The organism is Amycolatopsis sp. N2S4-7 (assembly GCF_058119595.1).
Map to the genome: position 1 here is coordinate 920106 of NZ_CP172299.1, position 22059 is coordinate 942164.

Below are 22059 nucleotides of genomic sequence, written 5' to 3' on the forward strand. Positions count from 1 at the left end.
ACAGGAAGGACGAAGATCCACCGCACGACGGCAACAGAGGGATTTCAGTCAACGGTGACGAAAGAGAACTCTCATGACCGCAGCTACGTACCAGGAGATCACTGACCCGAACGGGCGGGTCTACCGGGTCGGCGAATCCGACCGGGACATCATGGGCAGACCCCGGTGGACGATGGTCGTCCTGCCCTGGGTGGCCATGATGGCCATCAGCTCTTCGGAATACGCGTTCACTTCGGCCGAGGACACGCTGTCCGCGGCGCACGGCTGGCACGGCGCGCACATCTTCTGGCTGCTGGCCGTCTGGGTGTTCTTCCAGGCGGCGGTCGCCTTCCCGGCGGGCAAGATGCGGGAGAGCGGCCGGCTGTCCGCCCGGTCCGCGATGTTCCTCGGCGCGGCCGGCACCGTGCTCGGCTACCTGGCCCTGGCCTACTCGCCGAGCGTCTTCTGGGCCTACCTGGGCTTCGGCCTGTTCGGCGGCGGTGGCGCCGGGTTCGTCTACGCGACCTGCATCAACATGGTCGGCAAGTGGTACCCGGAGCGCAAGGGCGGGAAGACGGGCTTCGTCAACGGCGGGTTCGCCTACGGGTCCGTGCCCTTCATCTTCATCTTCACGAACTACCTCGACCTGGGCAACTACGGCGCCATCCTGCCGGCGGTGGGGCTGTTCCTGGCCGCCGCCGTCGCGGTGAGCGGGCTCTTCTTCCGGGACCCGCCGAAGAACTGGTGGCCGGCGCACGTCGACCCGCTGAAGGTGCCGGACGACCCGCGGGTGCGCCGGTCGCTGGCGAAGAACCCGCCCGCGGTCAAGCAGTTCACCCCGCGGGAGGCGGTCCGGACCGGGATGCTGCCGCTGATGTGGATCTGCCTGCTGTGCACGGCGGGGGTGAACATCTTCGGCATCTCCGCGCAGGTCCCCTTCGGCAAGGAGATGGGCTTCGCCGGCGGCATCGTCGCACTGGCGATGAGCCTGAAGGCGGTCATCAACGGTGCCGGGCGCGGCGTGATCGGCTGGATCTCCGACCGGTACGGGCGGCGGCAGACGCTGCTGCTGGTCTGCGTGGTCCTCGGGCTGGCCCAGGTCGCGGTGTTCCTGTCCGGTTCGATCGGCAGCATGCCGCTGTTCCTGCTGGCGTCGATGGTCTCCGGGTTCGGCGGCGGGGCGATCTTCCCGTTGTTCGCCGCGCTGACCGCCGACTACTTCGGCGAAAACAACAACGCCAGCAATTACGGCCTCGTCTACAGCTCGAAGCTCGTCTCCGGGATCGTCGGTGCGGGCCTCGGCAAGATGGTGATCGACGGGTGGGGCTACGGCGCGGCCTTCTACCTGGCGGCCGGGACGAGCCTGCTGGCGGCCGGTCTCGCCCTGTTCTTGCGCCAGCCCGGCCGGAACGCCGGCGGGATGCGCCACGGGCTCGCCGAAACCGAGCTGGTGGCACGGCCGGCCACCGGCTGACGCCGGGTGCGCGCGACCGCAGAGGGACTTTTGGTGCTCTCGGGGGTCCGGGTGGCGAAGCCCCCGGCTCAGGGCGAAGCCCTGGATTTCCCTGTCAACGGTGACGAAAGAGAACTCTCATGACAGCAGCTGCATACCAGGAGATCACTGACGAGAACGGGCGCGTGTACCGCATCGGCGAGACCCCGCACGACATCATGGGGCGCTCGCGCAGCTGGATGGTCTGGCTGCCGTGGATCGCCATGATGGCGGTCAGCGTGTTCGAGTACGGCTGGGGTGCCGTCGAAGGCACCTTGGAGGAGAAATACGGCTGGACGCTGTCGGACGCGTTCTGGCTGGCCAGCATCTGGGCCGTGTTCCAGGCCGCGGTCGCCTTCCCCGCCGGGCGGTTGCGGGAGAAGAACATCGTGTCGGCGAAGACGGCCATGCTCGCCGGCGCGGCGTGCAGCGCCATCGGCTACTTCACCATCTCGCACAGCGGCAACCTCGTGCTGGCGTTCGCCGGCTACTCCGTGCTCGGCGGCATCGGCGCCGGGCTGGTGTACGCGACCTGCATCAACATGGTCGGCAAGTGGTACCCCGAGAAGCGGGGTGCGCGGACCGGCTTCGTCAACGGCGGGTTCGCCTACGGCGCGGTCCCGTTCATCTACGTGTTCGCCGCCTTCCTCACCCCGGCCAACTACTCGGTGATCCTCGACGTCATGGGCGTGTACATGCTCGTGGCCGTCGGGATCTGCGGGTTCCTGTTCAAGGACCCGCCGAAGAGCTGGTGGCCGCACGACGTCGACCCGCTCGGCTGGGTCCGCGACCGGCAGTCCAAGAGCGGCGGGCTGGCGAAGAACCCGCCCGCGGTGAAGCAGTTCTCGCCGGTGGAGGCCATCCGGACCGGGATGCTCCCGCTGATGTGGGTGTGCCTGGTGATCATCGGCGGGGTTTCGCTGTTCGGCATCAACTTCCAGGTGCCGTTCGCGAAGGTGAGCCACTTCGGCGCGTTCGTCGCGGCTTCTTCGGCCGGGGTCCTGGCGATCGTGAACGGCACCGGCCGCGCGGTCGTCGGCTGGGCGTCGGACAAGCTCGGGCGGCGCCAGACCCTCACCCTGGTGCTGGTGATCGCGGCCGGCGCGCAGTTCGGGGTGCTGTACGCCGGGAACACCCACAACCTGGTGCTGTTCATGGTGTTCGCGTTCCTGACCGGGTTCGGCAGCGGCGCGTTCTACCCGCTGTTCGCGGCGCTGGTGCCGGACTACTTCGGCGAGAACAACAACGCGTCGAACTACGGCCTGGTCTACAGCGCGAAACTGGTCGGTGGCGTCGGCGGCGGCGGGCTCGCCGCGGGTGTCATCAGCGTGTGGGGCTACACCGGCGCGTACGTCCTCGCCGGGTGCATCGCCCTCCTTTCGGCGGTGCTGACGCTGTTCCTGCGCCAGCCCGGCCGGAAGCGCCACCAGCTCGCCGAAACCGAGCTGGTGGCGCGACCGTCGGCCGCGGCCGACGGCTAGTCCGGTATCCCGCTCCCCGGTCCTGCCGAAATCAGGATCGGGGAGCTTCCGGACGTTCGTGGTAGGCCTGGCGGGTCCGCTCGGTGTGCTTGGCCATGATCTTCTCGGCCGCCTCCGCGTTCTGCGCCGAGATCGCGGTGATCAGCTCCTCGTGCTCGTGCCAGGCGTCCTGTCCGCGGGGCCGGGCGATCGGCGTGTAGTACCAGCGGACACGCCGGTCGACCAGCCCGATCAGTTCCGCGAGCACGGCGTTCCCGGACAGCTCGGTGATAAACGCGTGCAGGGCGGCGTTCGCCGCGACGAGGCCTTCGGTGTCCTCCTCGGCGAGGGCCTTGACGCCGGCGTTCTGCAGTTCCCACAGGCGCTTGACGTCTTCTTCGGTGGCCCGGTCCGCGGCGAGCTTCGCGGAGTGCGTCTCCAGCACGCTGCGGACGCTCAGCAGCTGGTCGGCCTCCTCGTCGGTGGGCAGGTGCACGAAGGCGCCCTGCGCGGGCCGGAGGTCGACCCAGCCTTCGCTCTGCAGGCGCTGCAGGGCTTCGCGGACGGGCTGCCGGCTGACGCCGAGGTACTCGGCCAGGTCGGCTTCGACCAGGTGCTGGCCGGGTTCGAGGGTGCGGTTGATGATCAGCTCGGCGAGGGCCTCGTAGACGACCTGGCGCAGCGGCGCGGGTCGTTCGACCCGCTTGGCGGCGGTCGAGCTGAGCGAGCCCTTGGCCGTGCGGCGGCCCGTGGGGCCGCGGTCTTGGAGCGGGGAAGCGGGCTGGCTCACAGGACACCTCGAAGGGGAGAGGAACGCGTTGACACCCAGGATACAGGTTTTGGTATGCAAAATCCCAGAATCTCACCCCGCTCCGGCGTTTTCTCCCGATGTGGATCAGCGACGACCAGGCGATGTGACCCCGAGTGTCCGGTTTGTCGCACTCGGCTGAGCCGCCTGAGTGGCGACGGATCGTCGAGCGGCACAAACTCTGGTCTCGATCGCGGATCCAGGATACTGTATGCAATTACGTGCTGGACCGAAGTGGGAGGCACATCATGAAGGTGGCTGTTCTCGGGGCCGGGGCGATCGGCGCCTACGTCGGGGCCGCGCTGCACCGCGGCGGGACCGAGGTGCACCTGATCGCCCGGCGGGCCCACCTCGCCGCGATGCGCGAGCGCGGCGTCCGCGTGCTCAGCCCGCGGGGCGACTTCACGGCGCACCCGCACGTCACGGACGACCCGGCCGAAGTCGGCGAGGTCGACTACGTGTTCCTCGGCCTGAAGGCCAACTCCTACGCCTCGTGCGGGCCGCTGCTCGCGCCCCTGCTCGGCCCGGAGACGGCGATCGTGGCCGCGCAGAACGGCATCCCGTGGTGGTACTTCCACGGCCTGAAGGGACACCCGCTCGAAGGGCGGCGGATCGAGACCGTCGACCCCGGCGGCTCGGTGACCGCGGTGCTCGAACTCCGGCGCGCGATCGGCTGCGTCGTCTACTGCTCGACGGTGATCGAGGAACCGGGCGTGATCCGGCACCTCGAAGGCACGCGGTTCTCCCTCGGCGAGCCGGACGGCGAGCTCTCGGCCCGCTGCAAGGTCCTCAGCGCGGCGATGATCGCCGGCGGGCTCAAGGCCCCGGTCGAGCCCGACCTGCGCGACGACATCTGGGTCAAGCTGATGGGCAACGTCGCCTTCAACCCGCTCTCGGCCCTGACCCGGGCGACCATGGCGCAGATGTGCGAGCACGACGACACGCGCGCGCTCGTCGCCACGATGATGACCGAGGCGCTGGCCATCGCCCGGGCGGCGGGCAGCGATCCCGGCGTCTCGGTCGAGAAGCGCATCGACGGCGCCTGGCGGGTCGGCCACCACAAGACGTCGATGCTGCAGGACCTCGAAGCGGGCAAGCCCCTGGAGATCGACGCGATCATCGGCGCGGTGGTGGAGCTGGCCGACCTGACCGGCGTGCCCGCGCCGGCCCTGCGCCACGTCCACGCCGCCATCGGCCTGCTCGACCACACCAGCTCCACGCCCGTCCCCGCCGCGGCGCACTGATCCGGAGGTTCCCGTGAAGCGCAAGAAGACCGAGCCGTACGTCCGCCTCACCCAGCCCCTCGTGCGCGACTCCGGGGTGCTGCGGCCGGCGACCTGGACCGAAGCCCTCGACCGGGCCGCCGCCGGGATCCGCCGCACCCTCGAGAACAAGGGGCCCGAGGCGTTCGGCATGTTCTCGTGCGCCCGCGCGACCAACGAGATGAACTTCGTCGCGCAGAAGTTCACCCGCGCGGTCGTCGGCACGAACAACGTCGACTCGTGCAACCGCACCTGCCACGCCCCGAGCGTCGCCGGGCTGGCCCGGGTGTTCGACAGCGGCGGCGGGACGTCGTCCTACCAGGAGATCGAGGACGCCGACGTCATCGTGATCTGGGGTGGCAACCCCCGCGAGGCGCACCCGATCTTCTTCCAGCACGTCCTCAAGGCGGTGCACCGGGGAGCGAAGCTGTTCGTCGTCGACCCGCGGCAGACGAGCACCGCGAGCTGGGCGCACCGGCAGCTCCAGCTCGAGGTCGGCACGGACATCCCGCTGGCCCACGCGATCGCGCGGGAGATCATCCACTCGGGACTGGCGAACACGACGTTCATCGAGCGCGCGACCGAGGGGTACGCCGAGTTCGCCGCGTCGGTCGAGCCGTGGACCCTCGAGGTCGCCGAGAAGACCACCGGCGTGCCCGCCGAGCTGATCCGCGAACTGGCCCACACCTACGCCCGCGCCGACCGCGCCCAGCTGTCGTGGACCCTCGGCATCACCGAGCACCACAACGGCACCGACAACGTCCTCTCGCTGATCAACCTCGCGCTGCTCGCCGGGCAGGTCGGCCGCTACGGCGCCGGGCTGAACCCGCTGCGGGGGCAGAACAACGTCCAGGGCGGCGGCGACATGGGCGCCATCCCGGACCGGATGCCGGGCTTCCAGGACATCCTCGACGCGGACGTCCGGGCGAAGTTCGACACCGCGTGGGGCTCGTCGATCCCGCCGCACAAGGGCCTCAACCTCACCCAGATGCTCGACGCGATGGAACGCGGCGACCTGACCTGCGTGTACATCATCGGCGAGAACCCGGTGCAGTCCGAAGCGGACTGCGAGCACACGATCAAGCGGCTGGCCAACGTGGACCACCTGATCGTGCAGGACATCTTCCTCACCAAGACCGCGCAGCTGGCCGACGTCGTGCTGCCCGCCTCGGCGGCCTGGTGCGAGAGCGACGGCACCTTCACCAACTCCGAACGCCGCGTCCAGCGCGTCCGCAAGGCCCTCGAACCGCCGGAAGGCGCGCGCGACGACATCGAGCTGCTCTCGGAACTGGCCCGCCGGCTCGGCCACGACTGGCACTACACCGGCGGCGAAGAGGTCTGGGACGAGCTGCGCTCCCTGTCGCCGATGCACGCCGGGATGTCCTACGCGCGCCTCGAAGAGCTCGGCGGCATCCAGTGGCCGTGCTACTCCGAGGACACCCTCGAACCGACGTTCCTGCACGGCCGCCTGTGGGCCGACGACCCGGCCGAGCGCGGCCGCCCGGCGCCGTTCACGGTGATCGAGCACAGCCCGCCGGTCGACCTGCTCACCGAGGAGTTCCCGATCCGGCTCACCACCGGACGGCGCCTGGACTCCTACAACACCGGCGTCCAGTCCGCCGGGTTCCCGTCGCCGCTGCGGCAGGGCGAGACCCTGGACCTGTGCCCGGAGGACGCGCGGTCACTGGGGGTCGAACCCGACGAGCTGGTCCGGATCTCCTCGCGGCGCGGGGAGATCGTGGCGCCGGTCCGGCTCGACAAGGGGCTGAAGCCCGGGCTCGCCTTCATGACCTTCCACTTCCCGGACGAGGTCGACGTCAACGTCATCACCATCGAAGCGACGTGCCCGATCGCCGGGACCGCCGAGTACAAGGCGGCGGCCATCCGCGTCGACAAGCTCCCGGTGGAGGTCTGAAGTGGACCTGAAGCTCTTGGACGCCGTCGCGTCGCGGGAAGAACGGGACGCGGTCGCGGGCTTCGCGGGCGGCGGCCGCGACCAGCTGCTGCCCGCGCTGCACGCGGTCAACGACCGGGTCGGCTGGATCAGCCAGGGCGCGCTCAACCTCATCTGCGAGACGCTGCACGTGCCGCCCGCCGACGCGTACGGCGTGGCGAGCTTCTACTCGCTGTTCGCCCTGGAGGAGCGCCCGGAGCGGGTGGTGCACGTGTGCACCGACCTGGCCTGCCGGCTCAAGGGCGCGGACACCGTGTGCGACGTCCTCACCGAGCACGTCGGCGCCGCGGGGAAGGCGCGCGGCGGGGTCACGTGGCTGCGCAGCCCGTGCCTCGGCGTGTGCGAACGAGCCCCCGCGGCGCTGACGTTCCAGGCCGGCGACCCGGCGACCACCGAACTGCTCGCTCCGGCGACCGGCGCGTCGGCCGTGCTGGCCGCCCAGCGGGAACCGGCTGCCGCCGAAGGCACCCCACCGGTGATCCACCAGACCGGGGGACTGCGGCTGCTGCGCCGCGTCGGCGTGGTCGATCCGTCCAGTTTGGACGACTACCGCGCGACCGGCGGGTACGCCGCCCTGCGGAACGCGCTGCGCGTGGGGCAGGCCGCGGTGCTGCGCGAGGTCACCGACTCCGGCCTGCTCGGCCGCGGCGGCGCCGCGTTCCCGACCGGGCGCAAGTGGGCGGCCACGGCCGCGCAGCCCGCCGGGCCGCACTACCTGGTGTGCAACGCCGACGAGAGCGAGCCCGGCACGTTCAAGGACCGGGTCCTGCTCGAAGGCGACCCGTTCGCCCTGGTCGAGTCGATGACGATCGCGGCGTTCGCGATCGGTGCCCGCCGCGGTTACGTCTACCTGCGCGGTGAGTACCCGCGGGCGCTGCGGCTGCTGCGGAACGCGCTGGAGGTCTGTCGCGAACGCGGATTCCTCGGGGTGGACATCATGGGCCACGAGGGGTTCTCGTTCGACATCGAGATCCGGCGGGGCGCGGGCGCGTACATCTGCGGCGAGGAGACCGCGATCTTCAACTCGATCGAGGGCTTCCGCGGGGAACCCCGCACGAAGCCGCCGTTCCCGGTCGAGAAGGGGCTGTTCGGCAAGCCGACCGTCGTCAACAACGTCGAGACGCTGGTGAACGTGCCGCTGATCCTCACCGAGGGCGCGGCCGCGTACCGTTCCCTCGGCACGGAGGCCTCCGCCGGGCCGAAGCTGTTCTGCCTGTCCGGCAACGTCGAGCGGCCGGGTGTCTACGAAGTGCCGTTCGGGACGACGCTCCGGGAACTCCTCTCCTTGGCCGGGGGAGTGCCCGAGGGCCGCTCGCTGCGCGCGATCCTGCTGGGTGGCGCGGCGGGCGGGTTCGTCCGGCCGGACGAGCTGGACCTGCCGCTCACCTTCGAGGACGCGCGGGCGGCGAAGACGACGCTCGGCTCGGGGGTCGTCCTGGTGCTGGACGACCTGGCCGATCTCGGCGGGTTCCTGCTGCGGATCGCGGAGTTCTTCCGGGACGAGTCGTGCGGGCAGTGCGTTCCGTGCCGGATCGGGACGGTGCGGCAGGAGGAGGCGATCCGCCGGGTCCTGGCGGCCGGCTCGGACGAGCGGCCGCTGCTGCGCGAGGTGGGCGGGGTCATGCGCGACTCGTCGATCTGCGGTCTCGGCCAGACGGCGTGGAACGCCATCGAATCCGCCATCGACCGGTTGGGAGCACTGTAGTGACCAGCGACGACGCACGCTTCTCAGTGGAGGAGCCATGAGCACTGTGGACATCGGGATCCCGAAGCGGCTTGTCGAGTTCACTGTGGACGGTGAGGCGGTCCGGGTGCCGGAGGGGGCGACGATCCTCGACGCGTGCACGGCGGCGGGCAAGGACATTCCGACGTTGTGCTACGGCGACACCTTGGAACCGGCGAACGCCTGCCGGGTCTGCATGGTCGAGGTCGAAGGCTCGCGGACACTCGTCCCGTCCTGCTCGCGCAAGGCCGAGCCGGGCATGGTGGTGCACACCGATTCGGAGCGGACGCGCACGAGCCGCAAGGTGGTGCTGGAGCTGCTGGCGTCGGCGACGGACCTGTCGACCACGCCCGGCGTCGCCGAATGGATGACCGATACGGGCGCCGACCCCGGCCGCTTCGGCCCGGACGCCGCGACGGTGGCGCAACCGGCCTTGGTGGACAACGAGCTGTACGTCCGGGACTACGGGAAGTGCATTCTCTGCTACAAGTGCGTCGACGCCTGCGGCGACCAGTGGCAGAACTCGTTCGCGATCAGCGTCGCGGGCCGCGGGTTCGACGCGCGGATCTCCACGGAGTTCTCGAACCCGTTGCCGGAGAGCGCGTGCGTGTACTGCGGCAACTGCGTCGAGGTCTGCCCGACCGGAGCGCTGAGCTTCAAGCGCGAGTACGACAAGCGCGAAGACGGCACCTGGGACGAGTCCCGCCAGAAGCAGACGACGACGGTCTGCACGTTCTGCGGGGTCGGCTGCAACTTGACGCTGCACGTCCAGGACAACGAGATCGTCAAGGTGACCTCGCCGCACGACAGCTCGGTGACGCACGGGAACCTCTGCATCAAGGGCCGCTTCGGCTGGCAGCACGTCGAGAAGAAGGCGCCCTAGCGCTCAGCGCACCGGCTGGATGTTCTCGTCGAGGCGGAAGAAGTTCCCGGGTTCGTAGGACGGCAGCCACGCGGGCGATCGCGCCGCCCATCGGCTCGATGGCGATGACCGTGTGCGGGGACGGGACCGGCGCGGCAGGCGGGTTCGACCAGCCGCCGGATTTCCGGGTAGGACCGGGGCCGACGTCGTGGAGCGCGAACTCGAACCCCGGTGACATGCGGGGCTTCGCCCCGGGCCGGGCCGCCGGTCGATCATCCCGTTCCGGACGCGCCGGGGCGTGATCACCCGGCCGGCGTCCGCGGCGGCGACCGCCGGATCGGTGGTGGTGTTCACCCGGACCTCCCGCCTCGCTCCCGAGGGTGGAGGCAAGTCGGGCCTTTCCGCGCGGCCTGTTCCGCGGCAGCCGTTGACCGCGTCGCAGCTCAACGGCTATTCTCGATATGCGAAAGAAAAATTCCGGATAGCGAAATTCGAGGTCGCGATGCCAGAAGAGGGGCACTCCCTGCCGTACGTCGTCAACCTGTCGATCCTGTTCAAGGAGGTACCGCTGCTCGAGCGCGCGGCCGCCGCGCGGGAGGCCGGGTTCACCGACGTCGAGTACTGGTGGCCGTTCGACACCGCCGTGCCCGCCCGGGACGACGTGGACGCGTTCGTGCAGAGCCTCGACGGCGTCCGGCTGCGCGGGCTGAACTTCTACGCCGGCGACATGGCGGCGGGGGAGCGCGGCCTGGTGTCGTGGATCGGCCGCGAGGCCGAGTTCGCCGACAGCCTCGTCGTCGCGCTGGGCATCGCCGAACGCACCGGTTGCCGCAGCTTCAACGCGCTCTACGGCAACCGGCTCGACGGCGAGGAGCCGGCCAAGCAGGACGACCTGGCCCTGGTGCACCTCGCGACCGCCGCGGAGGCCGCCGCGCGCATCGGCGCGCAGCTGGTGCTCGAACCGCTCTCCGGCGCGGACCGCTACCCGCTCAAGACCGCCGCGGACGCCGTGGCCGTGCTCGACGACCTCGGGCGCGACAACGTGCGGCTGCTGGCCGACCTGTACCACCTGGCAGTCAACGGGGACGACCTCGACGCGCTGGCGACGCAGCACCTCTCCCGGATCGGGCACGTGCAGATCGCCGACGCGCCCGGCCGGCACCAGCCGGGCACCGGCTCCCTGGACCTCGACGGGCACCTCGCGAGGCTGCAGAAGGCGGGTTACGCCGGGTTCGTCGGGATCGAGTACGTCCCGGAGCCGGACACCCTCACGTCGCTGGACTGGCTGCCGATCACCCGAAGGGGACGAGCATGAAACTGGGATTCATCGGACTGGGCGTGATGGGGGCCCCGATGGCCGCGCACCTGGTCGCGGCCGGGCACGACGTCAGCGGCTACGACGTCGCCCCCGCCGCCGGGGAGAAGCTGGCGGCCGCCGGCGGGCGCGCCGCGAGCGGTGTCGCCGACGCCGTGGCGGGGGCGGACGTCGTGATCACGATGCTGCCCAACCACCCGCAGGTCGAGGAGGTCGTGCTGGCCGCGGGAGGCGTGCTCGACGCCGCCGGGCCCGGCACGCTCCTGATCGACATGAGCACCATCCGGCCGGAGACGTCGATCGCCGTCGCGGAAGCCGCGCGGGACAAGAAGATCCGCGTCCTCGACGCCCCGGTGTCGGGCGGCCAGGCCGGCGCCGAACAGGCCTCGTTGTCCATCATGGTCGGTGGCACCGAAGAAGACTTCGAAGCCGCCAAGCCGGTGCTCGACGCCGTCGGCAAGACGATCGTCCACGTCGGCCCGCACGGCGCCGGCCAGGTGGTGAAGGCCGCGAACCAGCTCGTCGTGGGCGGGATCTACGGGCTCGTCGCCGAGGCGATCGTGCTGCTCGAAGCGTCCGGAGTGGACGCCGCCGTCGGCTTGGACGTGCTCGCCGGCGGCCTGGCGGGCAGCCGGATCCTCGAGCTCAAGCGCAAGTCCATGGTGGACCGGCAGTTCGCCCCCGGGTTCCGGATCGACCTGCACCACAAGGACATGGGGATCGCGCTGGCCGCCGCCCGGCAGGCCGACGTCGCGCTCCCGCTCACCGGGCTGGTCGCCCAGCTCGTCGCCGCCGGCCGCGCCATGGGCCACGGCTCCCTGGACCACTCGGCCTTGCTGAAGGTCGTCGAACAGTTGTCGGGCCGCGTCCCGGCGGAGGTGTGACATGCCCAGGATCCCCGCCATGCAAGCGGTCGTCGACGTCCTGGAAAGCGAAGGCGTCGACACCGTCTTCGGCTGCCCCGGCGCCGCGATCCTCCCGCTGTATAACGCCCTACAAGGCCGGGCGATCGAGCACCTGATCGTCCGCCACGAAGAAGGCGCGACGCACATGGCCGACGGCTGGGCCCGGACGAACGGCAAGGTCGGCGTCGCGATCGGCACGTCCGGCCCGGCCGGGACGAACATGATCACCGGGCTCTACACCGCGCACGCGGACTCGATCCCGATGATCTGCATCACCGGCCAGGCGGCGACGACGAAGCTGCACCAGGAGGCGTTCCAGGCGGTCGACATCGTCGAGATCGCCAAGCCGGTGACGAAGTGGGCGGTGCAGGTCAAGGAGGCCGCGCAGCTGCCGTGGATCTTCCGCGAGGCGTTCCGGATCGCCCGCTCGGGGCGTCCCGGCCCGGTGCTCATCGACCTGCCGATCGACGTCCAGAAGCAGGACATCGAGTGGGACTCGTCGATCGATTCGCCGCTGCCGGTCACGGCCGTCAAGCCCGCGTCCGCGCGGGTCGAGCGGGCCCTCGAGATGCTCCTGGCTGCCGAACGCCCGCTGATCCTGGCCGGTGGCGGCGTCGTCCTCGGCGGGGCGAGCGAGCAGCTGCGGGCCGCCGCCGAACGGCTCGGCGTCCCGGTGCAGGTGACGCTGATGGGCAAGGGCAGCTTCCCCGAGGACCACGAGCTGTTCGCCGGGATGGCGGGCATCCAGACGTCGCAGCGCTGGGCGAACGCGGCCTTCCTGGAGTCCGACCTGGTCCTGGCGCTGGGCGCGCGGTTCGGCGACCGGCACACCGGCGAGCTGTCGGTGTACCGCGGTGAGCGGAAGTTCATCCACGTCGACATCGAGCCCACCCAGCTGGGCAAGGTGTTCGGGCCCGACCTCGGGATCGTTTCGGACACCCGGGAGTTCTTGGACGCGGTGCTGACCGCGCTGGAGCAACGCGAACCGACGCCGCGCCGCGAGTGGATCGGGCGCATCGCGGAGCTGAAGGAAGCGCTTCCCCGCCGGGACGACTTCGACAGCCTGCCGATCAAGGCGCCGCGGGTCTTCAAGGAGATCAACGAAACCTTCGGCGAGGACACCTACTTCGTCACCGCGATCGGGCTCTACCAGATCTGGTCGGGCCAGTTCCAGAAGGCGCACAAGCCGCGCCACTACCAGGTGTGCGGCCAGGCCGGCCCGCTCGGCTGGGAGATCCCGGCGGCGATCGGGGTGAAGAAGGCGCGGCCGGAGGCCGAGGTCGTCGGCGTGGTCGGCGACTACTCGTTCCAGTTCCTGGTCGAGGAGCTGGCGGTCGCCGCCCAGTACGACGTCGGGTTCGTGCTGATCATGCTCAACAACGAGTACCTCGGCCTGATCCGCCAGGCCGAGACCGGGTACGACATGAACTTCGAAGTCGACATCCACTACGACTCGAACGGCACGGACAACGTCAAGATCATGGAAGCCTACGGCTGCTCGGGCACCCGCGTGCTCGAACCCGGGGAGATCCGGACGTCCCTGGAATGGGCCCGCAAGGAGGCCGAGCGGACCAGCCGCCCGGTCCTCGTGGAGATCATGATCGAGCGTGAGGGCAACGCCGCGATGGGCGCCGCCCTCGACGCCGTGAAGGAGTTCGAACCCGCGTAGCACCCGCGTGGCCACGGCCGCCGTACGAGACCTGACCTCGTACGGCGGCCTTTCCGCGCGCGCACGAAGGCGGTTGTCGGAAAGTACAAACGCGAGCCCGAAATTCGCCCTTCTTTCAGGGGTTTTGCCGTGGTCCCGGCCACACCGGAGCGTGTGTACTTCTTGCCGAAGCAGCCCCGAAAGGACGTCCACAGTGGAATTCCTCCGACCCGCCTCGCTGGCCGACGCGCTCGCCGCGAAGGCCGCGAACCCCGGTGCGGTCCCGATCGCCGGCGGCACGGACGTGATGGTCGAGCTCAACTTCGACCACCGCCGTCCCGGCGCCCTGCTCGACCTCGGCCGCGTCGCCGAGCTGCACGAGCACGGCACCGACGGTGGCCGGATCCGGATCGGCGCGGCCGTGCCCTACACCCGGATCATCACCGAGCTGGGCGCGCGGCTGCCCGGCCTCGCGATGGCCGCGCGGACCGTCGGCTCCCCGCAGATCCGCAACCGCGGTTCCGTGGGCGGCAACCTCGGTGCGGCGTCACCCGCGGGCGACTCGCACCCGGCCCTGCTGGCCGCGGACGCCGAGGTCGAGATCGCCTCGGTGCGCGGCACCAGGATCGTCGCGGCGGAGGACTTCTACGTCGGGGTGAAGCGCAACGTCCTGGAGGACGACGAGCTGATCACCGGCGTCCTGCTGGCCCCGGCCACCGGGCCGCAGCAGTTCAGCAAGATCGGCACGCGCAACGCGATGGTCATCGCGGTCGCCGCCTTCGGCCTGGCGCTGCACCCGGAGCAGCGGCGGGTCGGCACCGGCGTCGGCTCGGCCGCGCCCACACCGCGGCGGGCCCTCGAAGCCGAGGAGTTCCTGGCCGGTGAGCTGGACTGGGACGCCCCGAAGGCGCTCGACGACTCGGTCAAGCGCCGCTTCGGCGACCTGGTCGCCGCGGCCGCGTCACCGATCGACGACGTCCGGGGCAGCGCGGCCTATCGGCGCCACGCGCTCGGCGTCATGGCGAGAAGGACGCTGACCTGGGCCTGGACCGAATACTGCGGAGGGAGCGCGAAGTGCGCGTGAACGTCACCGTCAACGGCGAGCCCCGCCGGGCGGACAACGTCTGGGAAGGCGAAAGCCTGCTCTACGTCCTGCGCGAGCGGCTCGGCCTCCCCGGCTCGAAGAACGCCTGCGAGCAGGGCGAATGTGGTTCGTGCACGGTCTACCTCGACGGCGTTCCGGCGTGCGCCTGCCTGGTCGCGGCCGGGCAGGCCGAGGGCCGCGACGTCGTCACGGTCGAAGGGCTCGCGTCCGGCGACGAGCTCGACCCGGTGCAGGAGGCGTTCGTCGAACGCGGCGCCGTCCAGTGCGGCTTCTGCACGCCCGGCCTGCTGGTCGCCGCGCACGACCTGATCGAGCGCACCCCCGAGCCCAGCGACGTCGAGATCCGCGAGGCGCTCGCCGGGAACCTCTGCCGCTGCACCGGCTACGAGAAGATCCTGGACGCCGTCCGCGACGCCGCCGCGAAGAAGGCCGTCCGATGAGCGCGCCGGCCCGCTCCCCGCAGGAGCTGCACGACACGATCGCGGGCGGTATCGGCGAGAGCCCGCTGCGCCCGGACGGCACGCTCAAGGTCCGCGGCGAGTTCGCCTACTCCTCGGACCTGTGGCACGAGGACATGCTGTGGGGCGCGACCCTGCGCAGCCCGCACCCGCACGCCCGGATCGTCCGCCTCGACGTCTCCCGCGCGCTCGCCCAGCCGGGCGTGCACGCGGTGCTGACCCACGAGGACGTCCCGGGGGAGAACGTCTACGGCCTCAAGTACCAGGACACCCCGGCGCTGGCCGAAGGCGTCGTCCGGTACCAGGGCGAGCCGGTGGCCATCCTCGCCGCCGACCACCCGGAGATCGCGCGGCAGGCGCTCAAGGAGATCGTCGTCGAGTACGACATCCTCGAGCCGATCACCGACCCCGAGCGGGCCGCGCACGACGACACCCTGCCGAAGCTGCACCCGGGCGGGAACCTCGTCCGCCACCAGCGGATCGTCAAGGGCGACCCGGCCGCGACCGCGGACGTCGTGGTGTCCGGGGTGTACGAGATCGGGATGCAGGACCAGGCGTTCCTCGGCCCGGAGTCCGGGCTCGCCGTGCCAGCCGAGGACGGCGGCGTCGACCTCTACCTGGCCACCCAGTGGCTGCACGTCGACCAGCGCCAGACGGCGAAGGCCCTCGGCCTGCCCCTGGAGAAGGTCCGGCTGACGCTCTCCGGCGTCGGGGGCGCGTTCGGCGGCCGCGAGGACCTGTCGATGCAGATCCACTCGTGCATGCTGGCGCTGCGCACCGGCCGTCCGGTGAAGATGAGCTACAACCGCCTGGAGTCGTTCTTCGGGCACGTCCACCGCCACCCGGCGAAGATGTACTACGAGCACGGCGCGACGAAGGACGGCAAGCTCGTCTACGTCCGGGCGAAGCTGTACTTCGACGGTGGCGCGTACGCGTCCAAGACGCCGGTCGTGGTCGGCAACGGCACCACGCTGAGCGTCGGCCCCTACGACGTGCCGAACGCGCACATCGAGGGCTGGGGCGTCTACACGAACAACCCGACCTGCGGCGCCATGCGCGGGCTCGGCGCGGTGCAGCCGACCTACGCCTACGAGTCCCAAATGGACAAGCTCGCGGCGGCCCTGGACATGGACCCGGCCGAGCTGCGGATCCGCAACGCGCTGAGCGAAGGGTCCACTGTGGTCACCGGTCAGGTGGTCGACTTCCCGGCACCCGTCGCCGAACTGGTCCAGCGCGTCCGCGACCTGCCGCTGCCGCCCGAACCCACCGGCTCGCGGGACATCCGCGAGCTGCCGGGCGGCGCGTCCAACACCACCCACGGCGAAGGCGTCGTCCGCGGGGTCGGCTACGGCGTCACCATCAAGAACATCTCCTACGCCGAAGGCCTCGACGACTACTCGACCGCCCGCGTCCGGCTGGAGGTGCTCGGCGGCGAGCCGGTGGCGATGGTGCACACCGCCGCGGCCGAGGTCGGCCAGGGGCTGGTGACGCTGCAGCAGCAGATCGCCCGCACCGAACTCGGCCTGACGCGGGTGAGCGTGCACCCGGCCGACACGAGCGTCGGCGACGCCGGCTCCAGCTCGGCGTCGCGCCAGACGTACGTCACCGGCGGCGCGGTCCGCAACGCCTGCCGCGCGGTCGCCGAGGCGGTCTGCGCGCGGCTCGGGGTGTCTTCCGAAGGGATGTCCCTGACGGGCGGGAAGGTCGTCGCGGCCGACGGCGAAGTCGTCGCGGACCTGGCCGAGCTGCTCGGCGACACCGCGATCGAGGAGACCCGCGAGTTCCACCACCGCCGGACATACCCGCTCGACCCGGAAACCGGCCAGGGTGACGCCCACGTGCAGTACGGCTTTTCGGCCCACCGCGCGGTGGTCGACGTCGACCTCGACCTCGGCCTGGTCAAGGTGGTGCAGCTCGACTGCGCCCAGGACGTCGGCAAGGCGATGAACCCCGACGCCGTCGTCGCCCAGATCCAGGGCGGCTCGGCGCAGGGCCTCGGCCTCGCGGTGATGGAGGAGATCCTGGTCGAGGGCGGCAAGGTGCGGAACCCGTCGTTCACCGACTACCTCATCCCGACCATCCTCGACATGCCGCCGATGCGCGTCGAGGTCCTCGAACGGCCCGACCCGCACGCGCCCTACGGCGTCCGCGGCGTCGGCGAGCCGCCCACGATCTCGGCGACCCCGGCGATCGCCAACGCCATCCGCGCGGCCACCGGCCTCGAGCTGCCGCGCGTTCCGATCCGCCCCGAGCACATCACAGGAGCCTGAGATGACCACGTCGATTTCCGTCGAACAGGAATGGCTCGACGAAGCCGTCCGCATCGCGGAGACCAACGTCGCGAACGGCGGCGGCCCGTTCGGCGCGCTGATCGTGCGGGACGGCGAGGTCGTCGCGACCGGCGTCAACCGCGTCACCGCGAACCTCGACCCCACCGCGCACGCCGAGGTCGTCGCGATCCGCGCGGCCTGCCAGGCGCTGGGCACCTTCAAGCTCGACGGCTGCGTGCTCGTCTCCAGCTGTGAGCCCTGCCCGATGTGTCTCTCCTCGGCGCTCTGGGCGCGCGTGGACAAGGTGATCTTCGCCGCCGACCGCGACGACGCGGCCAAGGCCGGGTTCGACGACCGGGCCTTCTACGAACTGTTCGACCGTCCCCGCGAGACGTGGACGGTTCCCGTGACGCGACTGTCGGCAAAGGACGGTTTCGCCCCCTTCGCGGCCTGGCTCGACAAGAGCGACCGCACCGACTACTGACCCACAAGGCCAGCTGACCGGAGCACAACCCGACGAACGTCCCGCTCGCCCAGGCACGGCGCTGTGCCTAGGCCTGGCCGAGCGCACCCACCGGCAAGGGCAGGACGCATGACCCAGACCGAAATCACCGCCCCAGTAGTCGACGAAGTACCCGAACCACCGCACCGCCGATCGCTGCTCGACAAGCTGTTCGAGCTGCGCGCCCGGCAGAGCACGATCGGCCGCGAAGTCCGCGGCGGCGTCACGACGTTCGTCGCGATGGCCTACATCGTGCTGCTCAACCCGCTCATCCTCGGCGCCTCCGCCGACATCACCGGCGCCCGGCTCTCGGCCGCGCAGGTGACGACGGCGACCGCGCTGGCGGCCGCGGTGATGACCGTCCTCATGGGACTCGTCGGCAACGCGCCCCTCGCGCTGGCCGCCGGGCTCGGCATCAACGGCATCGTCGCCTTCCAGATGGCGCCGTCGATGACCTGGGCGCAGGCCTTCGGGCTGGTCGTGCTCGAAGGCGTGTGCATCGTGCTGATGGCCGTCAGCGGTGTCCGCGAGCGGATCATGAACGCCATCCCGCGGCCGCTCAAGACCGCCATCACGGTTGGGATCGGGCTCTACATCGCGCTCGTCGGGCTGGTCAGCGCCGGGTTCGTGACCCGGGTACCGGACGTCGCCGACTCCCCGGTCCCGGTCCGCCTCGGCGCGAGCGGCCACCTCGCCGGCTGGCCGATCGTGGTGTTCTGCGTGGGCCTGCTGCTGATGATCGTGCTGGTGGCGCGCAAGGTCCCGGGTGCGGTGCTGATCAGCATCGGCGTCGCCACGGTGCTCGCGGTCGTCCTGCACGACGGCTTCGGCGTCGGCGGCTGGGGCCGCACCGACCCGGCGCTGCCCGACCACGTCGTCGCGGCACCCGACTTCGGGCTCTTCGGCCACATCGACCTCTTCGGCGGCTTCGCCTCGGCGGGCGCGCTCGCGGCCACGGTCTTCCTGTTCACGCTGGTGCTGTCCGGCTTCTTCGACGCCATGGGCACGATCACCAGCGTCTCCGACGAAGCCGGGCTGTCGAAGAACGGCAAGGTCCCGCGGATGGGCCGGATCCTGCTGGTCGACGGCGCGGGCGCGATCGCGGGCGGCGTCACCGGCTCGTCGCCGAACACGGTGTTCCTCGAATCCGCGGCCGGCGTCGGCGAGGGGGCGCGGACCGGGCTGGCGAGCGTCGTCACCGGGCTGCTGTTCGCCGGGACGCTGCTGTTCACGCCCCTGGCCGGGGTGGTCCCGGCCCAGGCCGCGGCGCCGGCGCTGGTGGTCATCGGCGGCATGATGGTCGCGCAGTGCCGGACCATCCCGTGGCACGACCCGGACTACACGATCCCGGTGTTCTTGACCGCTGCCTTGATCCCGTTCACCTACTCGATCACCAACGGCGTCGGCGCCGGCCTGATCGCGTTCGTGCTGATCAAGATCGGCCGCGGCAAGTGGCGCGAGGCCGGCTGGCTGCTGTCCCTGCTGGCGCTGGTGTTCGCGGTGTACTTCGCCATCGACGGTGTCGAAGCCCTCTTCCGTTAGGAGTTCCCGTGGCCCTGATGTTCTTCAACGGCGGCGCCATGCGCGGCGAGCCGCTGCACCACCTGCTCGAAGGTTCACCCTTCGTGGGCACCGCGCGGACGGCGGCGAAGTACCGGTTCTACGCCGTCGGCGACCAGTGCCCGGCGCTGTACCCGGTGTCGCACGGCGGCGCCCCGGTGACCGGCGAGGTCTACGACGTCTCGCTGGACGACCTGCGGGACAAGGTGCTGCCGTCCGAGCCGCACGAGCTGGAGCTGGGTGTCGTGGAGCTGGCGGACGGCAGTTCGGCGTTCGCGATGCTGCTGCGGCGGCCCTACACCTCGCCCGTCGCCCTGCGGGACATCACGGAGATCGGCGACTGGCGGGCGTTCAAGGCGAGCGCGTGAAGGTGCTCGTCGCGCCGGACAAGTTCAAGGGGTCGCTGACCGCGGCCGAGGTGGCGTCGGCGGTGGCTTCCGGCCTCGCCGACGTCCACCCCGGCCTCGCGGTGCACGAACTCCCGGTGGCCGACGGCGGCGACGGCACGGTCGACGCCGCCGTCGCCGCCGGGTTCCGCCGGGTGGCCGTCCCCGCGCGGGGCCCGACGGGGTTGCCGCTGACCGCGTCGTACGCGGTCCGCGGCGACACCGCGGTTGTCGAGCTGGCCGAGGCGTCCGGGCTGCACCGGCTGCCCGGAGCGCCGGAACCGCTCACGGCGACCAGCGCGGGCACCGGCGACGTCATCGCCGCCGCGGTCCGGGCGGGGTGCCGCCGGATCGTGCTCGGCGTCGGCGGCAGCGCCTGCACCGACGGCGGCGCCGGGCTGGTGACCGCCCTGGGCGCCCGGCTCCTCGACGACGCGGGGTGTGAACTCCCCCTGGGTGGTGCGGCCCTCACCCGGCTCGCTTCGGTGGACCTGACCGGCCTGTCCGAAGTGGACATCGAGCTGGCGAGCGACGTGGACAACCCGCTGTACGGGCCGCGCGGGGCCGCTGCGATCTACGGCCCGCAGAAAGGGGCGACCCCCGGCGACGTCGAAGTGCTCGACGCCGCGTTGCGGCACTGGGCGTCGATCGCCGGGCCGGAGTTCGCTTCCCGGCCCGGTGCCGGAGCGGCCGGGGGAGTCGGCTTCGCCGCGATGGCCGTGCTGGGCGCCCGGATGCGCCCGGGCATCGAGCTGCTGCTGGAGCTGCTCGGGTTCGAGGCGGCCCTGGCCGGGGCCTCGCTGGTCGTCACCGGCGAGGGTTCTCTCGACCGGCAGACGTTGTCCGGCAAGGCCCCGGCGGGCGTGGCCCGCGCGGCGGCGGCCCAGGGCATCCCCTGCGTGGCGGTGTCCGGACGCTGCCTGCTGTCCGGCCGGGAGCTGGCCGAGGCGGGCATCTCGGCCGCGTACGCACTCACGGACGTCGAGCCGGACCCGGCCCGCTGCATGGCGGAGGCGGCGCCGCTGCTGCGCCGCCTCGCCCACCGCGTGGCCGAGGATCACCTGGGCCGGTGACCTGTTGTTGGTGCGCCGCCTCGCCGGGGATCACCTCGGCGGGAGACCTGCTGTCGCGCCGCCTCGCCGGGGGAGCACCTGGGCCGGGGACCTGCTGTCGCGCCGCCTCGCCGGGGGAGCACCTGGGCCGGGGACCTGCTTTCGCGCCGCCTCGCCGGGGGAGCACCTGGGCCGGGGACCTGCTGTCGCGCCGCCTCGCCGGGGGAGCACCTGGGCCGGGGACCTGCTTTCGCGCCGCCTCGCCGGGGGAGCACCTCGGCCGATGACCTACTTCTCGCTGTCCAGATGGTCCAGCTGGGCGGCCATGTACCGGTCGCCCGCCGCGGCCCCGGCCGGGATCGCCGCTTCGATCTCGGTCAGGTCGGCCTCGGTCAGCTCGACCTCTTCCGCGCCCAGGGACTCCGCCAGCCGGGCCCGGGTGCGGGCGCCCACCAGCGGGACGATGTCCTCGCCCTGCGCGGCGACCCAGGCGATGGCCAGCTGCGCGGTCGTCACGCCCTTCGCCGCGGCGAGCTTGCCCAGCGCCTCGGTCAGCGCGAGGTTGCGGTCGAGGTTCTCGCCCTGGAACCGCGGGTTGTGCCCGCGGAAGTCGCTCGCGTCCAGCGCGCGCGACGGCGTCCAGTGCCCGCTCAGCAGACCACGGGACAGGACACCGTAGGCGGTGACGCCGATGCCCAGCTCACGGGCCGTCGGCAGGATCTCCGCCTCGATCCCGCGCGAGAGCAGCGAATACTCGATCTGCAGGTCGGCGATCGGGTGCACGGCGGCGGCGCGGCGCAGGGTGTCGGCGCCGACCTCCGAGAGGCCGATGTGGCGGATGTGCCCCGCCCGCACCAGTTCGGCCAGCGCGCCGACCTGCTCTTCAATCGGGACGGCCGGGTCGAGCCGCGCCGGGCGGTAGACGTCGACGTGGTCGGTGCCGAGGCGGCGCAGGCTGTAGGCGAGGAACGTCTTGATGGCCTCGGGACGGCTGTCGTAGCCGAGCCAGGCGCCGTCCGGGCCGCGCAGGGCGCCGAACTTGACGCTGATCACCGCGTGGTCGCGGTTGCGGCCGCGCAGCGCGTCCCGCAGCAGCAGCTCGTTGTGGCCCATGCCGTAGAAGTCGCCGGTGTCCAGCAGGGTGACGCCGGCGTCGAGGGCGGCGTGGACCGTCGCGACCGACTCGGCGTCGTCGGCCGGGCCGTACAGGTCGGACATCCCCATCAGACCGAGACCGAGGGGGGAGACGGCCGGACCGGTCCGGCCGAGGGTGCGGGTACTCATGAGCGAGAACTCCTCGTTTCCGTTGATATCGATC

General features: G+C 71.3%; 17 protein-coding genes and 2 pseudogenes. 17 read left to right on the forward strand and 2 right to left on the reverse strand.

Annotated elements, in window-relative coordinates:
* The first annotated feature begins 73 nt into the window (after positions 1-73).
* Together ACH54P_RS04230 and ACH54P_RS04235 are read left to right on the forward strand one after the other, a co-directional pair.
* The gene (locus tag ACH54P_RS04230) at positions 74-1453 is read left to right on the forward strand and encodes an OFA family MFS transporter (RefSeq protein ID WP_489910997.1); all 1380 of its coding nucleotides are present in this window, start codon (positions 74-76) and stop codon (positions 1451-1453) included.
* A 119-nt stretch (positions 1454-1572) separates the two neighbouring features.
* Positions 1573-2952 (forward strand): OFA family MFS transporter, encoded by a 1380-nt coding sequence (locus ACH54P_RS04235; protein ID WP_489910998.1) that lies wholly within the window; start codon positions 1573-1575, stop codon positions 2950-2952.
* Between the two features lie 31 nt (positions 2953-2983).
* Here ACH54P_RS04235 and ACH54P_RS04240 read toward each other — a convergent pair whose 3' ends face one another.
* Positions 2984-3721, reverse strand: coding sequence for a GntR family transcriptional regulator (locus ACH54P_RS04240; protein WP_489910999.1), 738 nt, complete (start codon positions 3719-3721; stop codon positions 2984-2986).
* 266 nt (positions 3722-3987) lie between these two features.
* Between ACH54P_RS04240 and ACH54P_RS04245 the strand changes: the two genes are divergently transcribed.
* The 15 genes and pseudogenes from ACH54P_RS04245 (at position 3988) to ACH54P_RS04315 (ending at position 20762) form a co-directional block, all read left to right on the forward strand.
* Positions 3988-4983: a 2-dehydropantoate 2-reductase gene (locus tag ACH54P_RS04245; RefSeq protein ID WP_489911000.1), complete on the forward strand. Its 996-nt coding sequence runs from the start codon at positions 3988-3990 to the stop codon at positions 4981-4983.
* Between the two features lie 13 nt (positions 4984-4996).
* Positions 4997-6916, forward strand: a complete 1920-nt coding sequence (locus ACH54P_RS04250; RefSeq protein WP_489911001.1) for a molybdopterin oxidoreductase family protein — start codon at positions 4997-4999, stop codon at positions 6914-6916.
* Position 6917: 1 nt separating this feature from the next.
* On the forward strand, positions 6918-8660 hold the full coding sequence (locus ACH54P_RS04255) for an NAD(P)H-dependent oxidoreductase subunit E (RefSeq protein ID WP_489911002.1): 1743 nt from the start codon (positions 6918-6920) through the stop codon (positions 8658-8660).
* Positions 8661-8697: 37 nt separating this feature from the next.
* A pseudogene (locus ACH54P_RS04260) lies at positions 8698-9306 on the forward strand (2Fe-2S iron-sulfur cluster-binding protein); the annotation flags it as partial.
* A gap of 141 nt (positions 9307-9447) precedes the next feature.
* A pseudogene (locus tag ACH54P_RS04265) lies at positions 9448-9561 on the forward strand (2Fe-2S iron-sulfur cluster-binding protein); the annotation flags it as partial.
* Positions 9562-10042: 481 nt separating this feature from the next.
* Positions 10043-10855 (forward strand): hydroxypyruvate isomerase family protein, encoded by an 813-nt coding sequence (locus tag ACH54P_RS04270; RefSeq protein ID WP_489911003.1) that lies wholly within the window; start codon positions 10043-10045, stop codon positions 10853-10855.
* Entirely contained in the window at positions 10852-11739 is an 888-nt protein-coding gene (locus ACH54P_RS04275; RefSeq protein WP_489911004.1) for a 2-hydroxy-3-oxopropionate reductase, read from the forward strand. The genes ACH54P_RS04270 and ACH54P_RS04275 overlap by 4 nt, the downstream gene beginning before the upstream one ends.
* A 1-nt stretch (position 11740) precedes the next feature.
* On the forward strand, positions 11741-13429 hold the full coding sequence (gene gcl / locus ACH54P_RS04280; RefSeq protein WP_489911005.1) for a glyoxylate carboligase: 1689 nt from the start codon (positions 11741-11743) through the stop codon (positions 13427-13429).
* A gap of 193 nt (positions 13430-13622) precedes the next feature.
* Positions 13623-14492: an FAD binding domain-containing protein gene (locus ACH54P_RS04285; RefSeq protein ID WP_489911006.1), complete on the forward strand. Its 870-nt coding sequence runs from the start codon at positions 13623-13625 to the stop codon at positions 14490-14492.
* On the forward strand, positions 14483-14953 hold the full coding sequence (locus ACH54P_RS04290; protein ID WP_489911007.1) for a (2Fe-2S)-binding protein: 471 nt from the start codon (positions 14483-14485) through the stop codon (positions 14951-14953). Before ACH54P_RS04285 ends, ACH54P_RS04290 begins: the two co-directional genes overlap by 10 nt.
* The gene (gene pucD / locus ACH54P_RS04295) at positions 14950-17241 is read left to right on the forward strand and encodes a xanthine dehydrogenase subunit D (RefSeq protein WP_489911008.1); all 2292 of its coding nucleotides are present in this window, start codon (positions 14950-14952) and stop codon (positions 17239-17241) included. The genes ACH54P_RS04290 and pucD overlap by 4 nt, the downstream gene beginning before the upstream one ends.
* A gap of 1 nt (position 17242) precedes the next feature.
* A complete protein-coding gene (locus tag ACH54P_RS04300) occupies positions 17243-17725 on the forward strand; it encodes a nucleoside deaminase (protein ID WP_489911009.1) in 483 nt (160 codons plus the stop codon).
* A 108-nt stretch (positions 17726-17833) separates the two neighbouring features.
* Positions 17834-19285, forward strand: a complete 1452-nt coding sequence (locus tag ACH54P_RS04305; RefSeq protein ID WP_489911010.1) for an NCS2 family permease — start codon at positions 17834-17836, stop codon at positions 19283-19285.
* Positions 19286-19293: 8 nt separating this feature from the next.
* Positions 19294-19671 carry an allophanate hydrolase-related protein gene (locus ACH54P_RS04310; protein WP_489911011.1) on the forward strand — a complete coding sequence of 126 codons (378 nt, stop codon included), beginning with the start codon at positions 19294-19296 and terminating at the stop codon, positions 19669-19671.
* Positions 19668-20762 (forward strand): glycerate kinase, encoded by a 1095-nt coding sequence (locus ACH54P_RS04315; RefSeq protein WP_489911012.1) that lies wholly within the window; start codon positions 19668-19670, stop codon positions 20760-20762. Before ACH54P_RS04310 ends, ACH54P_RS04315 begins: the two co-directional genes overlap by 4 nt.
* 267 nt (positions 20763-21029) lie before the next feature.
* Here ACH54P_RS04315 and ACH54P_RS04320 read toward each other — a convergent pair whose 3' ends face one another.
* Positions 21030-22025, reverse strand: a complete 996-nt coding sequence (locus ACH54P_RS04320; RefSeq protein ID WP_489911013.1) for an aldo/keto reductase — start codon at positions 22023-22025, stop codon at positions 21030-21032.
* Positions 22026-22059 lie beyond the last annotated feature (34 nt).